This is a genomic window from Fulverythrobacter fulvus, from assembly GCF_037154085.1.
Taxonomy (GTDB): domain Bacteria; phylum Pseudomonadota; class Alphaproteobacteria; order Sphingomonadales; family Sphingomonadaceae; genus Andeanibacterium; species Andeanibacterium fulvum.
The window spans coordinates 459,255-475,602 of the sequence record NZ_JBANRM010000003.1 but is presented as its reverse complement, the minus strand read 5'-3'; the positions used below and the strand labels follow the sequence as shown (position 1 = coordinate 475,602).

Here is a 16,348-nt window from a genome sequence, read left to right as displayed (position 1 = left end):
CACTTCCCCCTTGCGGCTGCGCGGTGGAGCCGGACCGGCCTCCCCCTGGCAGCTGACTTGGGGGAGCATGTGGTTGCATCGGATATTAGTCAACCGCCCAAAGCCTCCGATGCGGCGAATGCAAGGAAATGGGCGTCGGTGGCCATAACCTACGGCAGAAAAGCCCGAATGTCCGTGAACTTAACTGCATTTGTAACCAGTTTGCGCATCTTGCCTGTTGCGATGAGACGCGAAACCGGCAAGTTCGAGATTGTTGAGTACGGACCCCGGAACAATGAACGAGAGCGGGACTGCCAGATCAGGACCAGGCGCAGGAGAAGGCGGGCGCAAGGGCCTGACGATCCTGTATGTAGAGGACGATCCTCGCGCTGCGACAGAGGTGATCGAACTCGCGCGGGCGAATGGCGATGTCGTCATCTGGGAAAGCAGCGGCAATGGCGGCCTGCTGCGCGCCGGGCGGGATGCGTTCGACGTGATCGTGCTCGACCGGATGCTGCCCGATCTCGATGGCCTCGCCATACTTGGCCGGCTGCGCGAAAGCGGGGTGGGCACGCCGGTGCTGATGCTTTCCGCTCTTGGCCGCACGACTGACCGGGCCGAAGGGCTCGATGCCGGGGCTGACGATTATCTCGCCAAGCCGTTCGAAGCGGAAGAATTGCTCGCCCGGCTGCGTGCGCTCCATCGACGGGCCTCGGGCCGCGAACATAGCGCGGTGATCATCTACGGGGCTTTCGAATGCCACGTGAAGGCTCGCACCGTGTTCCGCCAGAACCGCCATGTCGCGCTGAGCCCCAAGGAATTCGAGTTGTTCCGCTATTTCATCGAGAATGCGGGTGACGTGCTCACCCGGCAGATGCTGTTGCGGGATATCTGGAAGATGTCGTTCGATCCGCAGACCAATGTGGTGGACGTCAATATCGGCCGCCTGCGACGCAAGCTGGAAGAGGGTTTCGGCACCCCGGCGCTGGAGACGATCTACGGCTCGGGCTATCGCCTGCTGGACGGGAATTGACTGCCATTTCCGCCCGCAAGTCGATCTTTTCGCGCCTTGTGCTGTGGGCCATCGCGGTATCGGCCGTGGTGGTTCTGTTGCTGTGGCTGATGACCTATGTCTCGATCGAGCGGTCGACCTCGGCCGCGCAGGAACGGGCGGTCGATGTCGATTTGGCCGGTCTTGCGGACATTTATGCCAGCGGCGGGGAAGACGAACTCGCCCGCCGTATCGGGGATCGCCTTGCCTTCGTGCCGGGAGACGGCAACCGGCCGCACTATCTGCTCGCGCGCGCTGACGGGACACTTCTCGCTGGCGATCTGCCGTCTTGGCCCCCGCTTAATGCACGCCTTTCGGAGAGGGGCGAAGTGGCGCTGCCTGGCGGCAGGCGTGCCCTTGCTCGGGCAACTCAGCTCGACGAGGATCTGCGCCTGGTGGTGGCCCGTGAACGAGGGGACGATGCGGTTTTGCTGCACGGGGTAACGCTGGTCTTCCTCGGCGGCGGGGCCGCGCTGATCGCGGCAGTGGGCTTGCTGGGGCGATATGCGGCCCGCCGCCTTGCGCGGCGGATCGGGCGGATCAACGCGGCCTTCCGTGAGCCGAACGTGCAATTGCTCGATACGCTGGCCGTCTGGCCGGGCGATGCGGACGAGATCGGCGAACTGGCGAGCCGCAGTGCTGCCGCGCTCGCCCGGTTGAGGCGGCTGGTGGAAGCCCATCGGGAAATGTCGGACCAGATCGCCCATGAGATACGCACGCCGCTGATGCATCTCGACCACCGCATCCTGAAGGCCTTGCGTGCCGAACCTGACGAAGCGATTGCCGCCGGTCTGATCGAAGCGCGCAACGATATACGCCGCATCGTGGACATGCTGGAATCGCTGCTCGACATCGCGACGAGCGAGGCGCGCCGGGGCGACATGCTCGGCCTGCGCGACGTGGATCTGAGCGAGCTGGTCCAGCGGCTGGGCGAGCTTTATGCCGACAGTGCGGAGGAATCCGGCCACCGCTTCGAATGCGAGGTGGAGCCGGGCGTGACGATCAAGGGCGAGGAAAGCCAGTTGACCCGGCTGGTCACTAACCTGCTCGACAACGCCTTCAAATATGTTCCTGCCGGTGGTTCCGTACGCCTGAACCTGCGCGCCGGCCCGGTTCTGACGGTCAGCGACGATGGGCCGGGTATTCCGCAGGAGGAGCGCGAACTGGTCTTCCAGCGTTTCCACAGGGGGGCGGGCCAGCGACCCGAGCGCCAGGGTAGCGGATTGGGTCTCGCGCTTGCCAAGGCGATTGCCGAGCGCCACGGCCTGACGATAAAGCTGGCCGATGCCGGTGTTGGCGCCTGCTTCGTGATCCGCAGGGAGAAATCGTGATGGCCGTTTCCGGCCGCAATGCTTATCGTGCCATGGGCCTTGCCTTCATGGCTGCGCTTGCCTTGACGGGATGTGCCTCGTCGCCTGCGGAGCCACTGGCGAAGGCGGGCGGCCTCAACGCAGCCGATCCGGTGGAGCAGGCCGCGCTCGCCCTTGCCGAAGCGGACGATGCGGCAGAGGCAGGGGACCAGAAGCGCCTCGCAAAGGCAGTGCTCGCGATTGAGGCTTCCGGCGCGCGGCCCATGGCGGACGAGCCTGGAAGCCCGTTGCCCGCATGGCGCAGCCAGGCCGGGATAGTGCGCCCGCCCTTGCGCGGTAGCCCGCTGGGGCCGGGATTTCGCCGGGGCAAGCTTGAAGCGGGCGAGACAGTGAATATCGAACAGCTGTTCCTCTCCGGTGAGCAGGCCCGCATCGTGCTCTCGGCGCCGGGGTCCGCGTCGCTGGCGCTCAAGGTCAGGGATGCCCGCGCAACTGGTGTATGCGAGCGCGAAGGCACGCCCAATCAGTGTCAGTGGGTGCCGATCTTTACCCAGCGATATTCGATCGTAATATCCAATAAGGGGCAGGGGCCGGCACGCTATTACCTCGTGGTGAAATAGCGCCGGGGCACCTTGCCGCGACTGGGGCAGCGGGTTTCACCGGACAGGTTGGGGGCAACGTTCCGAAATGCAGATTGATGGAAAGATGGGATGGCGGGGCTACAGGTTCGCGCTCGCTTCCGCTCTCATGCTGGGTGTGGCGACATTGCCCTGTGCTGCTTTTGCCGAAAGCAAGGCAGAAAAGGCCTTGTCTCCACGTACCCAGGCGTTGGTCGATGAAATCGACCGCTGGGGAGAAGCAGATCCAAGCCGCGATCCCGCTGGCGACTTGATCAAGCTCGCGGCGCTTGAAAAGCGGGTCCAGGCCGATGGCGGGGTGCCGGCGATGACGCTCGGCAATCTCGCATCGGCTTTCGGGGCGGCATATTTCTACTCCCAGCGTTATGGCGAAGCGGCGGATTTCTATGGTAAGGCTGCGGTCCTGTTCGAGGAAGGCGGCGCGCCGCCTGAAGAGATGGCGGGCCTTTACAGCAACCAGGCGACCATCCTTGCCTCTATCGGGCGCTATACAGAAGCCGAACAGGGCCACCTCAAGGCTCTGGCAATCCGCAAACAACTGGAAGGCGAGCGCGGGCCCATGGTCGCCTCTTCGCTCTTCGGCCTTGGCTATGTCTATTACCGCCAGGGTTACGTCGAAAAGTCGCTTCCCTACCTCAGGCAATCGGTCGAAATGCAGGAGGAATTCCTAGAGCCGGGCAATGCGCTTACGGTGACGCGGATGACCTCGCTTGCATCGGTGCTTGGGCGCGGGGGACGAGAGGCAGAGGGGCTGGATTGGGCCCGGAAGGCCGAGGCGCTGGGGCGCCAATATTTGGGCGACCAGCACCAGACCTATGCCATCGCGCTGAACAATCTGGGCAATGCCCTGATCGAGAACGGCCTATACCAGGAGGCAGTGCCTGTCTTGCGCGAGGCCATGCGAGTGCGGCAGGAGAGCGTGGGTGAAGATGCTGCCGGCACGGCAATCACCATGCGCAACTTGGCCACGGCTTTGAAGGAAACCGGAAATCCGGAAGAAGCCGAGCAACTGACGCGCCATGCGCTTGAAATCTATCAGGCGTCAGGTGACGTGGATGTCAATTATGCGCTTGCCTATCTGTTCGCGGAGCTGGCGAGTTTTTCGGCCGTACGTGGCGATTGGGCAGCCTATATGCCTCAGGCCGAAAAAGCGATCGCGATTGCGGACGAGATGCTCGAACCCGATAATTACGAACGTGCTCAGATTCATCTCTACCATGCCAAGCAATTGCGCAAACAGGGCAGGACCGCTGAAGCGTTGGCCATCGCCGAGCAGTGGGTACCGGTTATGCAGACCGCGCTCATTCCCCAGCACAAGGACAGGATAGCGGCGGAAATGTTGCTTGCCCGCCTGCGGCAGGAGGCAGGGACGGGCGATGCCTGGGGCCAGGCCGACGCCGCCATGGGGATGCTGAAGGAAAAGTTGGCCGATCTCAGCATGACCGACCGCAGCCTGGCACGCGAAGCGGAAACCAACCGCGATTCAGCGATGCTCTATTTTGAAATGGCGCTGGCGGCCCAGGATCCTGAGCGGATTTTCGGCGCGCTGCAACTGGCCGAGATTTCCGATCTTTCGCTTGGCCAGCAATTCGCGGACGACAATCGCAATACTGTGGACAGTGCCGCGATGGAGGCCCGTGAAAACCTGTTCGTGCTGACGCGTGCCACGGAAGAAACGCGTAGCCGCTATACGGCTTCGCTCGAAACGGGCGATGGCCCTGCGACGGCTGCTTTGAGTGACGAACTGAACCGGCTGGAGAGAGAAAAACGCCAGGCCGAAACAGCGCTACGGCGTGACTTCCCAGAATACGCGGCGAGATTTCGCCCGCAACCCATTGGCCTTGACGAATTCCGATCCATCCTGGGGGAGAAGGATCTGCTGATCGCCCCGGTGGAAGGAGACGATGAAATCTGGATCGTCTCTATTACGGCCAAGGGGCTGGAATGGCATGCGGCAGCCGAACAGTCGATTTCCGACAATGTGGTGGCGATCCGCCGGTCAGTGAACAATGCGGCTCTGGATGCGGAGGGGTACGCCTATGACGAGGCAAGCGCCCTTTATCGCACCGTCTTTCCCAACGGCGTCAGATCGGGCTCTCGTATCCTGTTCTATGGTGGCAGCACGCTGGCCTATGTGCCCTTCTCGTTGATGCTGACATCCGAATATAAGGGGGGTCTGCAAAAAGCGCCGTGGCTGCTGCGAAAGGCGTCGTTCCAGGTGGTCGGCAATCTCAGCCTGTTCGGCAGACGTCCTGGCCAGGTTTCCGGATCTAGAGAACTCGCCTTCGCGGGCATAGGCGGAGCAGAGATGCCCTCTGCCGAACCGGCTGCTACGGCGAAGGAAGGCGTTGCTCTTGCCGGCCTGTTCCGTTCGGGCAGGCCGGTTCTGAACTCGATCGCCGAACTGCCGCCACTGCCCAATGCGGCGGGCGAACTGCAGGCCATTGCGGACGCGCTGCCGGGTTCGGACGACGTTCTGCTGCTCGGCCCCGATGCAGCGGAAGAGAACTTCAAGGCGCGCGATCTCAGCAAGGCGGACGTGATCGTCTTTGCCACGCATGGACTGGTGGCGGGTGAAATGCGGGATTTGTGGGAGCCTGCCCTGCTGCTCGGCACCGGTTCGCCGGACGGGGGCGAAGACGGTCTGCTTGGGGCCAGCGAGATAGCCCGGCTCAGGCTGAACGCGGATTGGGTGATCCTTTCCGCCTGCAACACCTCCAGCGGCGACAGCGTTGGCGCGCCACTCTATTCAGGCCTGGCCACCGCCTTCTCGCAGGCCGGTGCTCGCTCGCTCATGCTGTCGCACTGGCGGTTGCGCGATGACGCTGCGGCCCGCCTGAGCGTCGGTACGGTCAGGCAGGCGGCCGCTGGCATGGACAGGGCAGAGGCCTTGCGGCAGGCGCAGCTTGCCCTGATCGGTGACAGGAAAGTGGAGGGCGCCGCGCATCCGGCAACATGGGCGGCCTTCATCATCGTCCAGAACTGGTGATATTCATCCCTCTGGCCGGTGCTCCGGAAGCGTGTTGCAGCCGCTTCCGGAGATATGCGCAGTCATGATCGGCCGCGAAAAATGACAATTGCTGTCAGTTAGATAACGCGGCCTGTGGGGCTATGGACAGGTGGGCGGCGCGCCGGGCAAGCGGGTTTTCAAGACCTTGATCTGCCTGGAGCGACACAGTGAAATACACAAATCTGGCTTCTGCCGCTTCCGTCGTGGCCCTGTCGCTTGCGCTGGTTGCCTGCGGCAATGGCGGCGTGAATTCCACGCCCAATCCGACGCCCACGGGGTCGCCTACTCCGACACCTTCCGGCAGCCCCACGCCTACCCCCTCGGGCACGCCCACTCCGACGCCCTCCGGCACGCCAACACCCACTCCGGGGCCGACGCCCACTCCTACGCCCACGCCCGGCGCCGGGGGACAGTCTCCTGCCGCGAAGCTTGGCTTCACGACCAACACCACATTCAACGCGTCGACGGCCTTCTTCGCGACCCGTCCGCCTTCTACCATCTATGGCGATCAGGATGCGGAGCCCTTTGGCCAGGGCACGAAGATCGCCTTCAATGCCGGGGCGGACAGCTACACGCTGACCCGCAGCGACAATGTCAGCGTGACTGTCACCCCTGCCGATATCGACACCGACGGGGTTCTGACCGGCGAAGGCGGGCTTTACGGCAGCAGCGAAGGCACGGTCTATGTGGTGAAGGACGGCGCCATTACGCATACGGTGGCGATGGTTGGGCCCGGTACCTATGACGATATCAAGCTCAGCTACATGGCCATTTCGATCTGGAACATCCAGAACAGCGGCGGCACCCTGCCCACCAACGAAGTGCAGTGGCAGCTCTGGGGCAAGCAGACCGATACCCTGCCGACGGGATCCGCCAGCTACACGCTCGATGGCGGGATCGGTGCCAATGGCTTCGCGCCGAATGAAGGTCTGATCGGTGCAGCCTATGACTTCCTCAACGGAAACTCGACCGGATCGCTGAACGTCAACTTCGGCAGTGGCGACATCGACGTGCTCCTGCACCTGATCGGCTATGACTATGTCGCTTCGGCCAGCAAGGATTTCGGCAATTTCCTCGGCAATGGCGCGATCACCAGCGGCGCGGCCTATGGCGGTACTTTCGATAAAGGCGGCGAGTTCTATGGCGCCTTCTTCGGTCCGAATGCCGAGGAGACAGGCTTCACCTTCTACATCGACACCAACAACCTGATGGCGACCGGTGTGGCGGTCGGCACGAAGGACTGACGTCGACGAAAAGAGCTCCTTAACGGGGGGAAGGGTGTCCGGTCCGACCTAGCCGGGCACCCTTCTTTTGTGTTGCGACATCTAAAAATCAGATATGCGACAAATGTGTTAAAGACGAAGAACAAGAAATTGTCGAACTGTAGGCCCTTTATCGCCGTATGCCAGCGGCCCACCCACCTCACCGCCTCTTGATCCTGTCCCGATTCCTCAACGCATTCCCAGGGTTCAGCACCACGCTGGCGCCTTCCTCCAACCCGCCAAGCACTTCGGCGAATTCGTCGTTGATCTGGCCCAGCTTCACCTTGCGTTCGTGGGCGCGGCCGTCTTCGTTCACGAAGACGCGCCAGGCGCCGTCCTGGCCGCGGAACAGGGCGCCGACGGGTACTCGCAGGGCGGCGTCATTGCTCCACAGGATGATCGTGGCATCCACCTGATAGCCGTGGCCCAGCCGCGCGGCCTGGCTGGCAGTGGCGGGGTCGAAGCCGATGATGACATTCACTCGCTGCTCCTCGATGCCGAGGGCGGAGATTTTCAGCCGGCCGTAGGGCTCGATATATTTCACATGGCCGATCAGCGGGCGAGGGCCGCCCCATTGGGTTATCTCGGCCCGGTCGCCCGGCTTCACACGTACTGCCTCGCGGGAGAGGAGGTCGATCACGATCTCTATCTTGGAAGGATCGCCGATGGTCGCGATGGGAGTACCTTCGGCAATGATGCCCTCGCTCTTGTCGGGCACCACCAACACGGCGCCGCTTACCGGTGCGCGCACGTCGACAGGCGCACCCGTGCCACTGCGGCCGCCATCGCCGAGTGAGGCTTCGATCCGGCGAATGTCGGCGCGGGCCAGTTCGAGCTGGGCGCGCCCGGTCGAGACCCGGGTGCGATTGCTTTCCAGTTGTGCGCGGGAGAGGAACCCGTCCTTCGCCAGTGCCTCGGCCCGGGCAAGATCGCGCTGGCTTTGTTCGAGCGTGGCCGAAGCCGCGCGTTCGGAGGCGCGGGCGGCGCCCAGCGCGCCGCGCAGTTCCTCCTGAGTGCGCCGGTCCAGCGGGGCGGAAAGGCGGCTGCGCATGCGGGTGAGGAGCTGCCCGCGTTCCACTCGGTCTCCCGCCTCCAGTGTCAGCCGCTCGGCATAGCCGGTCACAGGGGCGGAGACTGTGTAAAGCTCCTTCTCGCGCGTGACGCCGTCATCCGTCACGCCAACCGCCATCGGGCCACGCGTCACTTTCCCGAGGTCCACCGGCGTCGCCTCAGGCCACAGGCTGTAGGCGAGGGCCGCCGCCAGCAGCAGCCCGATTGCAATAGCCCAGCGCCAGTTCCTGATCTTCTGCAGCATCATTCCCTCGCCTTGAGGACCCTGACCATATCCAGCTTCATCACTCGCCGGGCGACTGCCATTGCCGTCGCCATCGACGCGAGCAGCACCACCAGCGCGGCATAGCCATAGCTGGCGTTCGACGCCGCGAAAGGCAGGCGGAACAGGTCGGAACTGAACAGGGCCATCATCAGATGAGCCAGCCAGTACCCGATCAGTCCGCCAAACGGTATCGCGACGACTACCAGCAAAGCCAGTTCGCCCAGCAGCACGATCGCCACTTCGCTGCGGTGATAGCCCAGCACCCGCAGGGTCGCGAGTTCGTGCGCACGTTCGGAAAAGAGGATGCGCGCGCTGTTGTAGACCACGCCCACGGTGATGGCGCAGGCAAAGGCGATGTAGAAGCCGATCATCGTCAGCAGATTGCTGTCGATCACTTCCTTGAACTTGGCGAGGGCGGCTTCGCGCTCCGTCACCCCCAGCACCACTGGCATGCCCTTGAGGCGCCGCAGGATGTCATCGCGCGCGGCCGGGTCGATCCGGACGAGCGCGGCCCCGACGGGCGTGGCATCGCGGGCAAGGCGCGCCAAAGTCTCGTCGCTGGCATAGGCGCGGGCGCCCACGATCTCGTCGATGACGCGGACCACGGGCAGTTCCGTTCGGGTTCGGCGCCCGCCGAGCATCTCTACGTCTACTCGGTCCCCCACGCGTGCGCCGATCTGGCCTGCGAGTTGGCTGCTGAGCATCAGGCCCGCAGGGGGCAGGGAAACGATCTCGCCTGCGCTGTCGATCCGGGCCGTAAGGCGTGCATCGGGGGAGGAGCCCTCGATCGCGGTGCGCTCCATCCGGTTGCCCAGCCGCATCCGCACGGGCAAAGCGCGGGTCGTTTCCACATCCAGCACGCCGGGAAGCTGGGCGAGGGCGTAGACCGCATCCTCGTTCTGAGGCTCGGTGAAAGTGACCGTGAGGTCCTGATGCTGGGCGCGGAAGAAGAACTGGTCGAGCATCGCCCCGCTCGCATCGACGAACTGGATGGTCGAGAACAAGAGCCCCATCGAGAGCGCTACGCCGAAGGCCGTGATGGCGGAGCGGCCCGGCCAGCGCGCGATGTGGCGCGCGATCATGTGGCCGATTGAGGTGAAGCCTGCCTTTCGCCCCAGTCGCTCGACCAGCCCCGCGCGATAGATCGGCGGAGGTGGCGGGGCCATGGCTACGGCTGGATTGAGCCTCATGGCGGAGCGTACGCCGCCCAGTGCCCCGAGGCCGGCGGCACCGAAGGCCAGCGCTCCGGCCCCGAGAAAGACCTGCGGCGAAAGCTGGTAGAACAGGATCGGGAAACGGTAATATTGGGCATAAAGCCGCGTCATCGCGCCGCCCATCCACATGCCTGCCAGCGAGCCGAGCACGAAGGCAAGCGCGGCAATGGCCAGGGCGAATTTCAGGTAGTGCCAGCCGATTGCCCGGTTGGAATAGCCGAAGGCCTTGATGAGGCCGATCTGCTCGCGCTCCGTGCGGATCATGCGGCCGAGCACGATATAGACCAGGAACGTGGACACGATCAGGAAGACCGGGGGGATCACTTTGGTCATCGCGTCCAGCTGTTTGAGTTCGCTGTCGAGGAAAGCGTGCGAGAGCTGATCTTCCCGCCCATAGGCCCCGGTGCCGCCATATGGCTGGAGGATCGTGTCGAGCTTGCGGATGACTTCCGGCTCGGAAGCGCCGCGCTCCAGTGTGATGGAGATGTTGTTGATCGCCTCCCGCCGGTCGGTCACGGCCTCCAGCCCCTTGCGGCCCATCCAGAAGATGCCGAAGCGCTTCTCGTCGGGGATCAGGTCACCGGGGGGTAGGGCATAGATGTAATTGGGGGCAAGGCCGATCCCCACCACCACCAGTTCCTGGCGCCTGCCATAGATCTGCGCCACGATGCGGCTACCGACATCCATGCCGTTGGCCTGAAGGAAGGATTCATCGGCAACGACTTCGCCCGTATGGCCGGGCTGGGGCATGCGGCCCTTGCGCAGGGTGACGAGGTTGAGGTGATTACGCCCTGCTTCGTCCACCGAATTGATCAGCGCCCGCATCGGCTCGCTGCGTCCGGGAATGTCCAGCGTGGCATATTGGACGATGTTGCCTTCCGCCCGCTGGACGCCCGGTATGTCGGCGATCCGCTGGACGATGCCGCGCGGGGCGCGGGTCATGCCTGCAAAGATATCGGCAAAGTGATTGCGTGCGTAATAGGCATCGCGCGTGGCACTGAGCGAGCCATGGACGCCGACCGAGAGGACATAGGTCGCGGTTGCGGCGGCCAGCACCAGGGCGATCGCCAGAGCCTGTCCACGCATGCGCCACAGGTCGCGCAGCAACTTGAGGTCCAGCGCCTGGATCATGCGCCACTCACCAGGCGATGTCCTTCGGATCGATCGGGCTTTCGTTCACCACTTCGCGCGCGATCCGGCCGTCGAGGAAATGGAACACGCGGTGGGCCATGGCGGCGATGCCGACATTGTGAGTGATGACCACGACTGTCGTGCCGAGTTCCCGATGGGCGCGCTCCAGCGTTTCGAGCACGCGTACCCCGGTGCTGCTGTCCAGCGCGCCGGTCGGCTCGTCGCACAGCAGCACGCCCGGCCGCTTGGCGATGGCGCGGGCGACGGCCACGCGCTGCTGCTCGCCGCCGGAAAGCTGGGCAGGATAATGGTTACGCCGTTCGGCCAGTCCGACCATTTCGAGTGCCTCGGCCGGGTGCATCGGGTTTTCGGCAATATCGGTGACGAGGCGGACGTTCTCCTCAGCGGTCAGGCTGGGGATGAGATTGTAGAACTGAAAGATGAAACCGATTTCGGACCGGCGGAACCGGGTGAGGTCGTGATCGTCCAGCGCGGTCAGTTCGGTGTCGCCGTAGAAGAGCTGGCCGCTGGTCGGCCGGTCGAGTCCGCCGATGATGTTGAGCAAGGTGGACTTGCCGCTGCCCGAAGGCCCCAGCAGCACCAGAATTTCGCTGCGAGGGATCGCAAGGTCCACCTCGCGCAGGGCGCGCACGGTCGTTTCGCCGGTCTGATAGGTCTTCTCGAGCGCGACGCCGCGAAAGGCGAGGTCGCCCGGGATGGCGCTGCTGTCCTCGCTGCGGCTCATTTGCGGTCGGCGCCCCCCGATAGTCCGGCATGTCGCCGGCGTTCGTCTGCGTGATACCTTTTGCGACCGAAGACCGGAAGCCTTGGCGAGATCAACACGATACAAAGACAGCCGATCCGCCCGGCAACTAAAGCCGCCTGCAGGCAGGATTATTCTTGCGAGTGATTTGCGATAGCGATAGGCGACGTCCTGTGACCCGTAGCGATTCCGATTCTTCTGGCCAGTTGATTGCCGCCAGCCGCAGCCGTGGTTTCTGGCTGCGTCAGGTGCATCGCTGGCACTGGATCAGTTCGGGCCTGTGCCTTGCCGGCATGCTGCTGTTCGCCATTACCGGCATCACGCTCAATCACGCGGGCGACATTGCCGGCGAGCCGGTTACGCGCGAACAGACCGTTACTCTGGATGCCGCCCCGCTGGAGGCCTTGCAGCGCCCGGTCGAGGAGGGGGCAAAGCAGCCTCTGCCGCCCAGTGCACGCCACTGGCTGGAACAGAAGCTGGAAATTTCGCTCGCCGATGCGATTGCGGAATGGTCGGAATACGAGGTGTTCGTGCCCATGCCCCGTCCGGGCGGGGATGCCACGCTGACGATCGACCGCGAGACGGGCGAGGCCCGTTACGAAACGGTCGATCACGGCTGGATTTCCTATTTCAACGATCTGCACAAGGGCCGCCACACCGGCCTCGCCTGGTCGTGGTTCATCGACATTTTCGCGGTCGCCTGCCTGGTCTTTTCCATCACTGGCCTCGTGCTGCTCCAGCTGCATGCGCGTACCCGGCCGTCCACCTGGCCAGTGGTGGGCTTCGGCCTGCTGCTGCCGCTGATCTTCATGCTCCTTTTCGTACACAGGTGAGAGACATGTCCCCCATTGCCTATCGCGTACTGTTCACTGGCGCCGCTGCAGCCGGCCTTTCGGCCCCCGCCGCAGCCGGTACGGTCGAATTGACGGTTACCATCCCGCAGCTGAAGGTTGCCGAATATCACCGCCCCTATGTCGCCATCTGGCTGGAGCAGGTTGGTCAGCCCAATATCCGCACGCTGGCCGTGTGGTATGACTACGACAATCGCGAAAATGGCGGCACCAAGTGGCTGCGCGATCTGCGCACCTGGTGGCGCAAGGGCGGACGCAATGCGGCCAAGCCCGCCGATGCCGTGACCGGCGCGACCCGCGCTCCGGGGGCGCAGAAGGTTCGCCTCGACGTGGGTAATCTCAAGCCCGGCAATTACGCGCTGGTCGTTGAAGCCTCCCGCGAGGAAGGCGGCCGCGAACAGGTAACCTTGCCGTTCACCTGGAACGGCAAGAGCGCAACCGCTTCGGCCAGTGGCCGGACCGAACTTGGGGCCGTCAAGGCCACCATCAAGCCCTGAACCGGAGAAGAGCCATGAACCGCAAGATCCTTCTGGCAGCCGCCGCCATTCTCGTCGCCGCGCCGCTTCAGGCACATAATGCCTGGATCAAGCCTTCCACCACCACGGTGGCGGGTGAGGATGGCTGGGTGACGTTCGACGTTGCCGCATCCACCGATGTCTACAATGCCGATCACCGCCCGATGGGCCTCAACATGATCAAGGCAGTCGCGCCCGATGGCAGCGAAGCCAAGATCGAGAACGGCTCGACCGGCCAGCTGCGCAGCACCTTCGACCTGCACCTGACCCAGCAGGGTACGTGGCAGATTGGCACGGAAAGCGTGAGCGTGAGCGGCAGCTACAAGCTGGGCGATCAGGAATATCGCGTGGGCGGCCGTGGTGGCCCGCCTCCGGGCGCGCAGGGTGGGCCGGGTGCCCCCGGCGCGGCCCCGGGCGGTCCTGGCGGACCCGGCGCTCCCGGCGGGCCCGGTGGACCGGGCGGTGCCGGTAATGCCATGATGGTGCCGGCCACTGCGGATTTCACTCCGCCGGAAGGCGCGACCGACATCAAGCTGAACGCCACCAGCAATCGCAATTTCGTGTTCGTGACACTGGGCATGCCCAGCGATCTGCGCCTGTCGGGCACCGGCCTCGAGATGGAGCCGGTTACGCATCCGGCCGATCTGATCGCGGGCGAACCTGCCACTTTCCGCTTCCTGGTGGATGGCAAGCCGGCAGCAGGCATCGAGGTCGAGGCTACTCCCGATGGCCGCCGCTTCCGTGACGATCAGGGCACGATCACGGTCACGACCGACGCCAAGGGCGAAGCGGTGCTCGATTGGCCGGCTGCCGGGCTCTATTGGGTCCACGCATCCTTCAGCGACGAGACCTCGCCGCGCCCGGGCATTACCGGCCGCCGTTTCCAGTACACTGCCAATGTCGAGGTGATGGCGCCCTGATCCGAAGGGGCGCCGTCCGGAGCCGGATGTGAGCGAAACACTGGTCCTGTTGCCGCCGGAGGTGGAGCCGGGTCGGCTGGTGCGCTCTGCCGGCGAGGGGCGTCATGCCCTGTCCGGCGCCTCCATGGGCACGCGCTGGTCGCTGGACCTGTCCGGCGATGCGGACTCGCAGGCGCTTGAGGCACTGGTGCAGAGCGAGCTGGATGCGGTCGTCCGCGAAATGAGCCAGTGGGAGTGGGATTCCGAAATCTCGCGCTTCAATCGCGCCGAGGCGGGAAGCTGGCATGTGCTGTCGCCCGGCTTCTTCCACGTTCTGCGTGGGGCACTTGCCATGGCCCGCGTGACGGACGGGGCCTTCGATCCCACGCTGGGTGCGGTAGTGGACCTGTGGGGCTTCGGTCCGGTCGCGGTCGAACATATTCCGCCGCTGCCCGATGCACTGGCGCAGGCCTTGGCCCTGTCCGGCTGGCAGAAGCTGGAACTGGATGAAACGAGCCGCCGTGCACGCCAGCCCGGCGGGCTGCGGCTCGATTTCTCGGGCATTGCCAAGGGCCATGGGCTCGACCGGGTAGCGCGGGCGCTGGAGCAGGCCGGCCATCGCTCATTCCTGTTCGAGCTTGGCGGGGAACTGATCGCGCGCGGGCTGAAACCCGATGCCTATCCCTGGTGGGTGGAACTGGAAGTGCCGCCTAGCGCCGATCTTGCTCCGGTCCGCGTGGGCCTGCTGGACATGGCGATTGCCACTTCGGGCGATTACCGCCGCTTTGTGGAGATCGATGGACGCCGCATGGCTCATTCCATCGACCCGCGTAGCGGCGCGCCGCTGGTCGATCCTCCGGCCTGCGTCACCGTGCTCCATTCCGAATGCATGATCGCCGATGCGCTGGCGACAGCGATCACCGTGCTTGGCATGGATGCGGGTCTTGCGCTGGCTGAAAAGGCACAGGTGGCCGCTATCGTGATCGAGCGTGACGGGCAGGGCTGGCGGCGGACGCTATCCTCGCATGCGCGGGCCATGGCCGATCTGTGAGCGATAATATGCGCTTCCTTCTCGCAGGTCTTGCCTGCCTCACATGGCTCGCGCTGGTCGGCGTGACTGTCTGGCGGCATCGTGCGCGCCGGGAACCTGCCGCGGAGCCCGGTGCCGTGCTGGTGATCCATGCCAGCCAGACGGGCACGGCAAGTGCTCTGGCCAAGGCTTCGGCCGAGGCGCTGGAGGTTTCGGGCCGCAAGGTCGCCCTGCGTTCGCTGGCGAGTGTTACCCCCGCGATGCTCGCCGAAGCGGGCCAAGCCTTGTTCGTTGCCGCGACCACCGGCGAGGGCGATCCGCCTGACGATGCTGCCGGGTTCCTCTCTCGCTTTGCTGCAGCGAAACCCGATCTTTCTGGCCTGCATTATGCCGTGCTGGCACTGGGCGATACGCATTACCGGCATTTCTGCGCCTTCGGCCATGCGCTGGACCGGCTGCTGCACGATGCGGGCGCGGTTCCAATGGCCGATCTGGTGGAAGTCGATCAGGGCGATGCCGGGGCATTGCGCCATTGGCAGCAGAATCTGCGGCTGTTCGGTGCTTCCGCTGCCCTGCCGGACTGGGAGGCGCCGAGCTATTCGCACTGGAAGCTGGCGGGCCGCGAATTGCTCAATCCCGAAAGTGCCGGCGGGCCGATGTACCGCATTCGTCTTACCTGCGCTGGCGAGACGCCCGAATGGGCGGCGGGCGACATTGCGGAAGTCTATCCCGGCGATGTCGAACAGGCCTTCGCGCCGAAGCCGGCATTGCCCCATCGCGACTATTCCCTCGCCACTATTCCGGAGGAAGGCGAGTTGGGCCTGGTGGTGCGCCTGTTCCGCGACGAGGAGGGGCGCAGCGGCCTTGGCTCCGGCTTCCTGTGCGAACGAGCGGAGATCGGAGCAGATGTGGCGCTGCGCATCCGTTCCAACCCGCGCTTCCACACGCCGGCCCCCGAAGTGCCGCTGGTGCTGATCGGCAATGGTACCGGCATTTCCTCGCTGCGCGCTCACCTCAGGGCCCGGCGACCGGGCACGAGCAACTGGCTGATCTATGGCGAGCGCGATCCGCTGCATGACCGGCCCTTTGCCGGGGAGCTGGACGATTGGCTGCGGCTGGGCCATCTGGCCCGTGTCGACCTTGCCTTCTCGCGCGCGCAGACTGGCCATTACGTGCAGGATGAAGTGCGGCACGCGGCGGAAATGCTGCGCGGCTGGGTGGCCGGCGGCGCGGCGATCCTCGTCTGCGGCAGCGTGGTGATGGGCGAAGGTGTCGATGCGGCCTTGCGGGACGTTCTGGGCGATGCCGAACTGGACGCGATGCTCGGCGAAGGACGTTACAGCCGCGACATCTATTGAG

At 64.6% G+C, this 16,348-nt stretch carries 13 protein-coding genes; 10 read left to right on the top strand and 3 right to left on the bottom strand.

Annotated elements, in window-relative coordinates:
- Positions 1 to 274 precede the first annotated feature (274 nt).
- The 5 genes from WFP36_RS11800 (at position 275) to WFP36_RS11780 (ending at position 7,232) form a co-directional block, all read left to right on the top strand.
- Positions 275 to 1,012, top strand: coding sequence for a response regulator transcription factor (locus WFP36_RS11800; RefSeq protein WP_336980698.1), 738 nt, complete (start codon positions 275 to 277; stop codon positions 1,010 to 1,012).
- The gene (locus WFP36_RS11795) at positions 1,009 to 2,361 is read left to right on the top strand and encodes a sensor histidine kinase (RefSeq protein ID WP_336980697.1); all 1,353 of its coding nucleotides are present in this window, start codon (positions 1,009 to 1,011) and stop codon (positions 2,359 to 2,361) included. Before WFP36_RS11800 ends, WFP36_RS11795 begins: the two co-directional genes overlap by 4 nt.
- A complete protein-coding gene (locus WFP36_RS11790; RefSeq protein WP_336980696.1) occupies positions 2,361 to 2,960 on the top strand; it encodes a hypothetical protein in 600 nt (199 codons plus the stop codon). The genes WFP36_RS11795 and WFP36_RS11790 overlap by 1 nt, the downstream gene beginning before the upstream one ends.
- A 187-nt stretch (positions 2,961 to 3,147) precedes the next feature.
- On the top strand, positions 3,148 to 5,967 hold the full coding sequence (locus tag WFP36_RS11785; RefSeq protein WP_336980695.1) for a CHAT domain-containing tetratricopeptide repeat protein: 2,820 nt from the start codon (positions 3,148 to 3,150) through the stop codon (positions 5,965 to 5,967).
- A gap of 188 nt (positions 5,968 to 6,155) precedes the next feature.
- A complete protein-coding gene (locus tag WFP36_RS11780) occupies positions 6,156 to 7,232 on the top strand; it encodes a HupA family protein (protein ID WP_336980694.1) in 1,077 nt (358 codons plus the stop codon).
- Positions 7,233 to 7,410: 178 nt separating this feature from the next.
- Here WFP36_RS11780 and WFP36_RS11775 read toward each other — a convergent pair whose 3' ends face one another.
- From WFP36_RS11775 to WFP36_RS11765, 3 genes are read right to left on the bottom strand one after another with little or no spacing between them, the layout of a single operon-like run.
- Positions 7,411 to 8,565, bottom strand: a complete 1,155-nt coding sequence (locus tag WFP36_RS11775) for an efflux RND transporter periplasmic adaptor subunit (RefSeq protein ID WP_336980693.1) — start codon at positions 8,563 to 8,565, stop codon at positions 7,411 to 7,413.
- Entirely contained in the window at positions 8,565 to 10,931 is a 2,367-nt protein-coding gene (locus WFP36_RS11770; RefSeq protein WP_336980692.1) for an ABC transporter permease, read from the bottom strand. The genes WFP36_RS11775 and WFP36_RS11770 overlap by 1 nt, the downstream gene beginning before the upstream one ends.
- A 7-nt stretch (positions 10,932 to 10,938) precedes the next feature.
- Positions 10,939 to 11,676 (bottom strand): ABC transporter ATP-binding protein, encoded by a 738-nt coding sequence (locus tag WFP36_RS11765; protein ID WP_336980691.1) that lies wholly within the window; start codon positions 11,674 to 11,676, stop codon positions 10,939 to 10,941.
- Positions 11,677 to 11,867: 191 nt separating this feature from the next.
- Between WFP36_RS11765 and WFP36_RS11760 the strand changes: the two genes are divergently transcribed.
- Genes WFP36_RS11760 through WFP36_RS11740 form a run of 5 tightly spaced genes read left to right on the top strand, consistent with a single transcriptional unit; the run spans position 11,868 to position 16,347 of the window.
- Entirely contained in the window at positions 11,868 to 12,527 is a 660-nt protein-coding gene (locus tag WFP36_RS11760) for a PepSY-associated TM helix domain-containing protein (protein WP_336980690.1), read from the top strand.
- A 5-nt stretch (positions 12,528 to 12,532) separates the two neighbouring features.
- Entirely contained in the window at positions 12,533 to 13,042 is a 510-nt protein-coding gene (locus tag WFP36_RS11755; RefSeq protein ID WP_336980689.1) for a DUF2271 domain-containing protein, read from the top strand.
- Positions 13,043 to 13,056: 14 nt separating this feature from the next.
- Positions 13,057 to 13,980 carry a DUF4198 domain-containing protein gene (locus WFP36_RS11750; protein ID WP_336980688.1) on the top strand — a complete coding sequence of 308 codons (924 nt, stop codon included), beginning with the start codon at positions 13,057 to 13,059 and terminating at the stop codon, positions 13,978 to 13,980.
- Between the two features lie 28 nt (positions 13,981 to 14,008).
- The gene (locus WFP36_RS11745) at positions 14,009 to 15,010 is read left to right on the top strand and encodes an FAD:protein FMN transferase (protein ID WP_336980687.1); all 1,002 of its coding nucleotides are present in this window, start codon (positions 14,009 to 14,011) and stop codon (positions 15,008 to 15,010) included.
- An 8-nt stretch (positions 15,011 to 15,018) separates the two neighbouring features.
- Positions 15,019 to 16,347: a sulfite reductase subunit alpha gene (locus tag WFP36_RS11740; protein ID WP_336980686.1), complete on the top strand. Its 1,329-nt coding sequence runs from the start codon at positions 15,019 to 15,021 to the stop codon at positions 16,345 to 16,347.
- Position 16,348 lies beyond the last annotated feature (1 nt).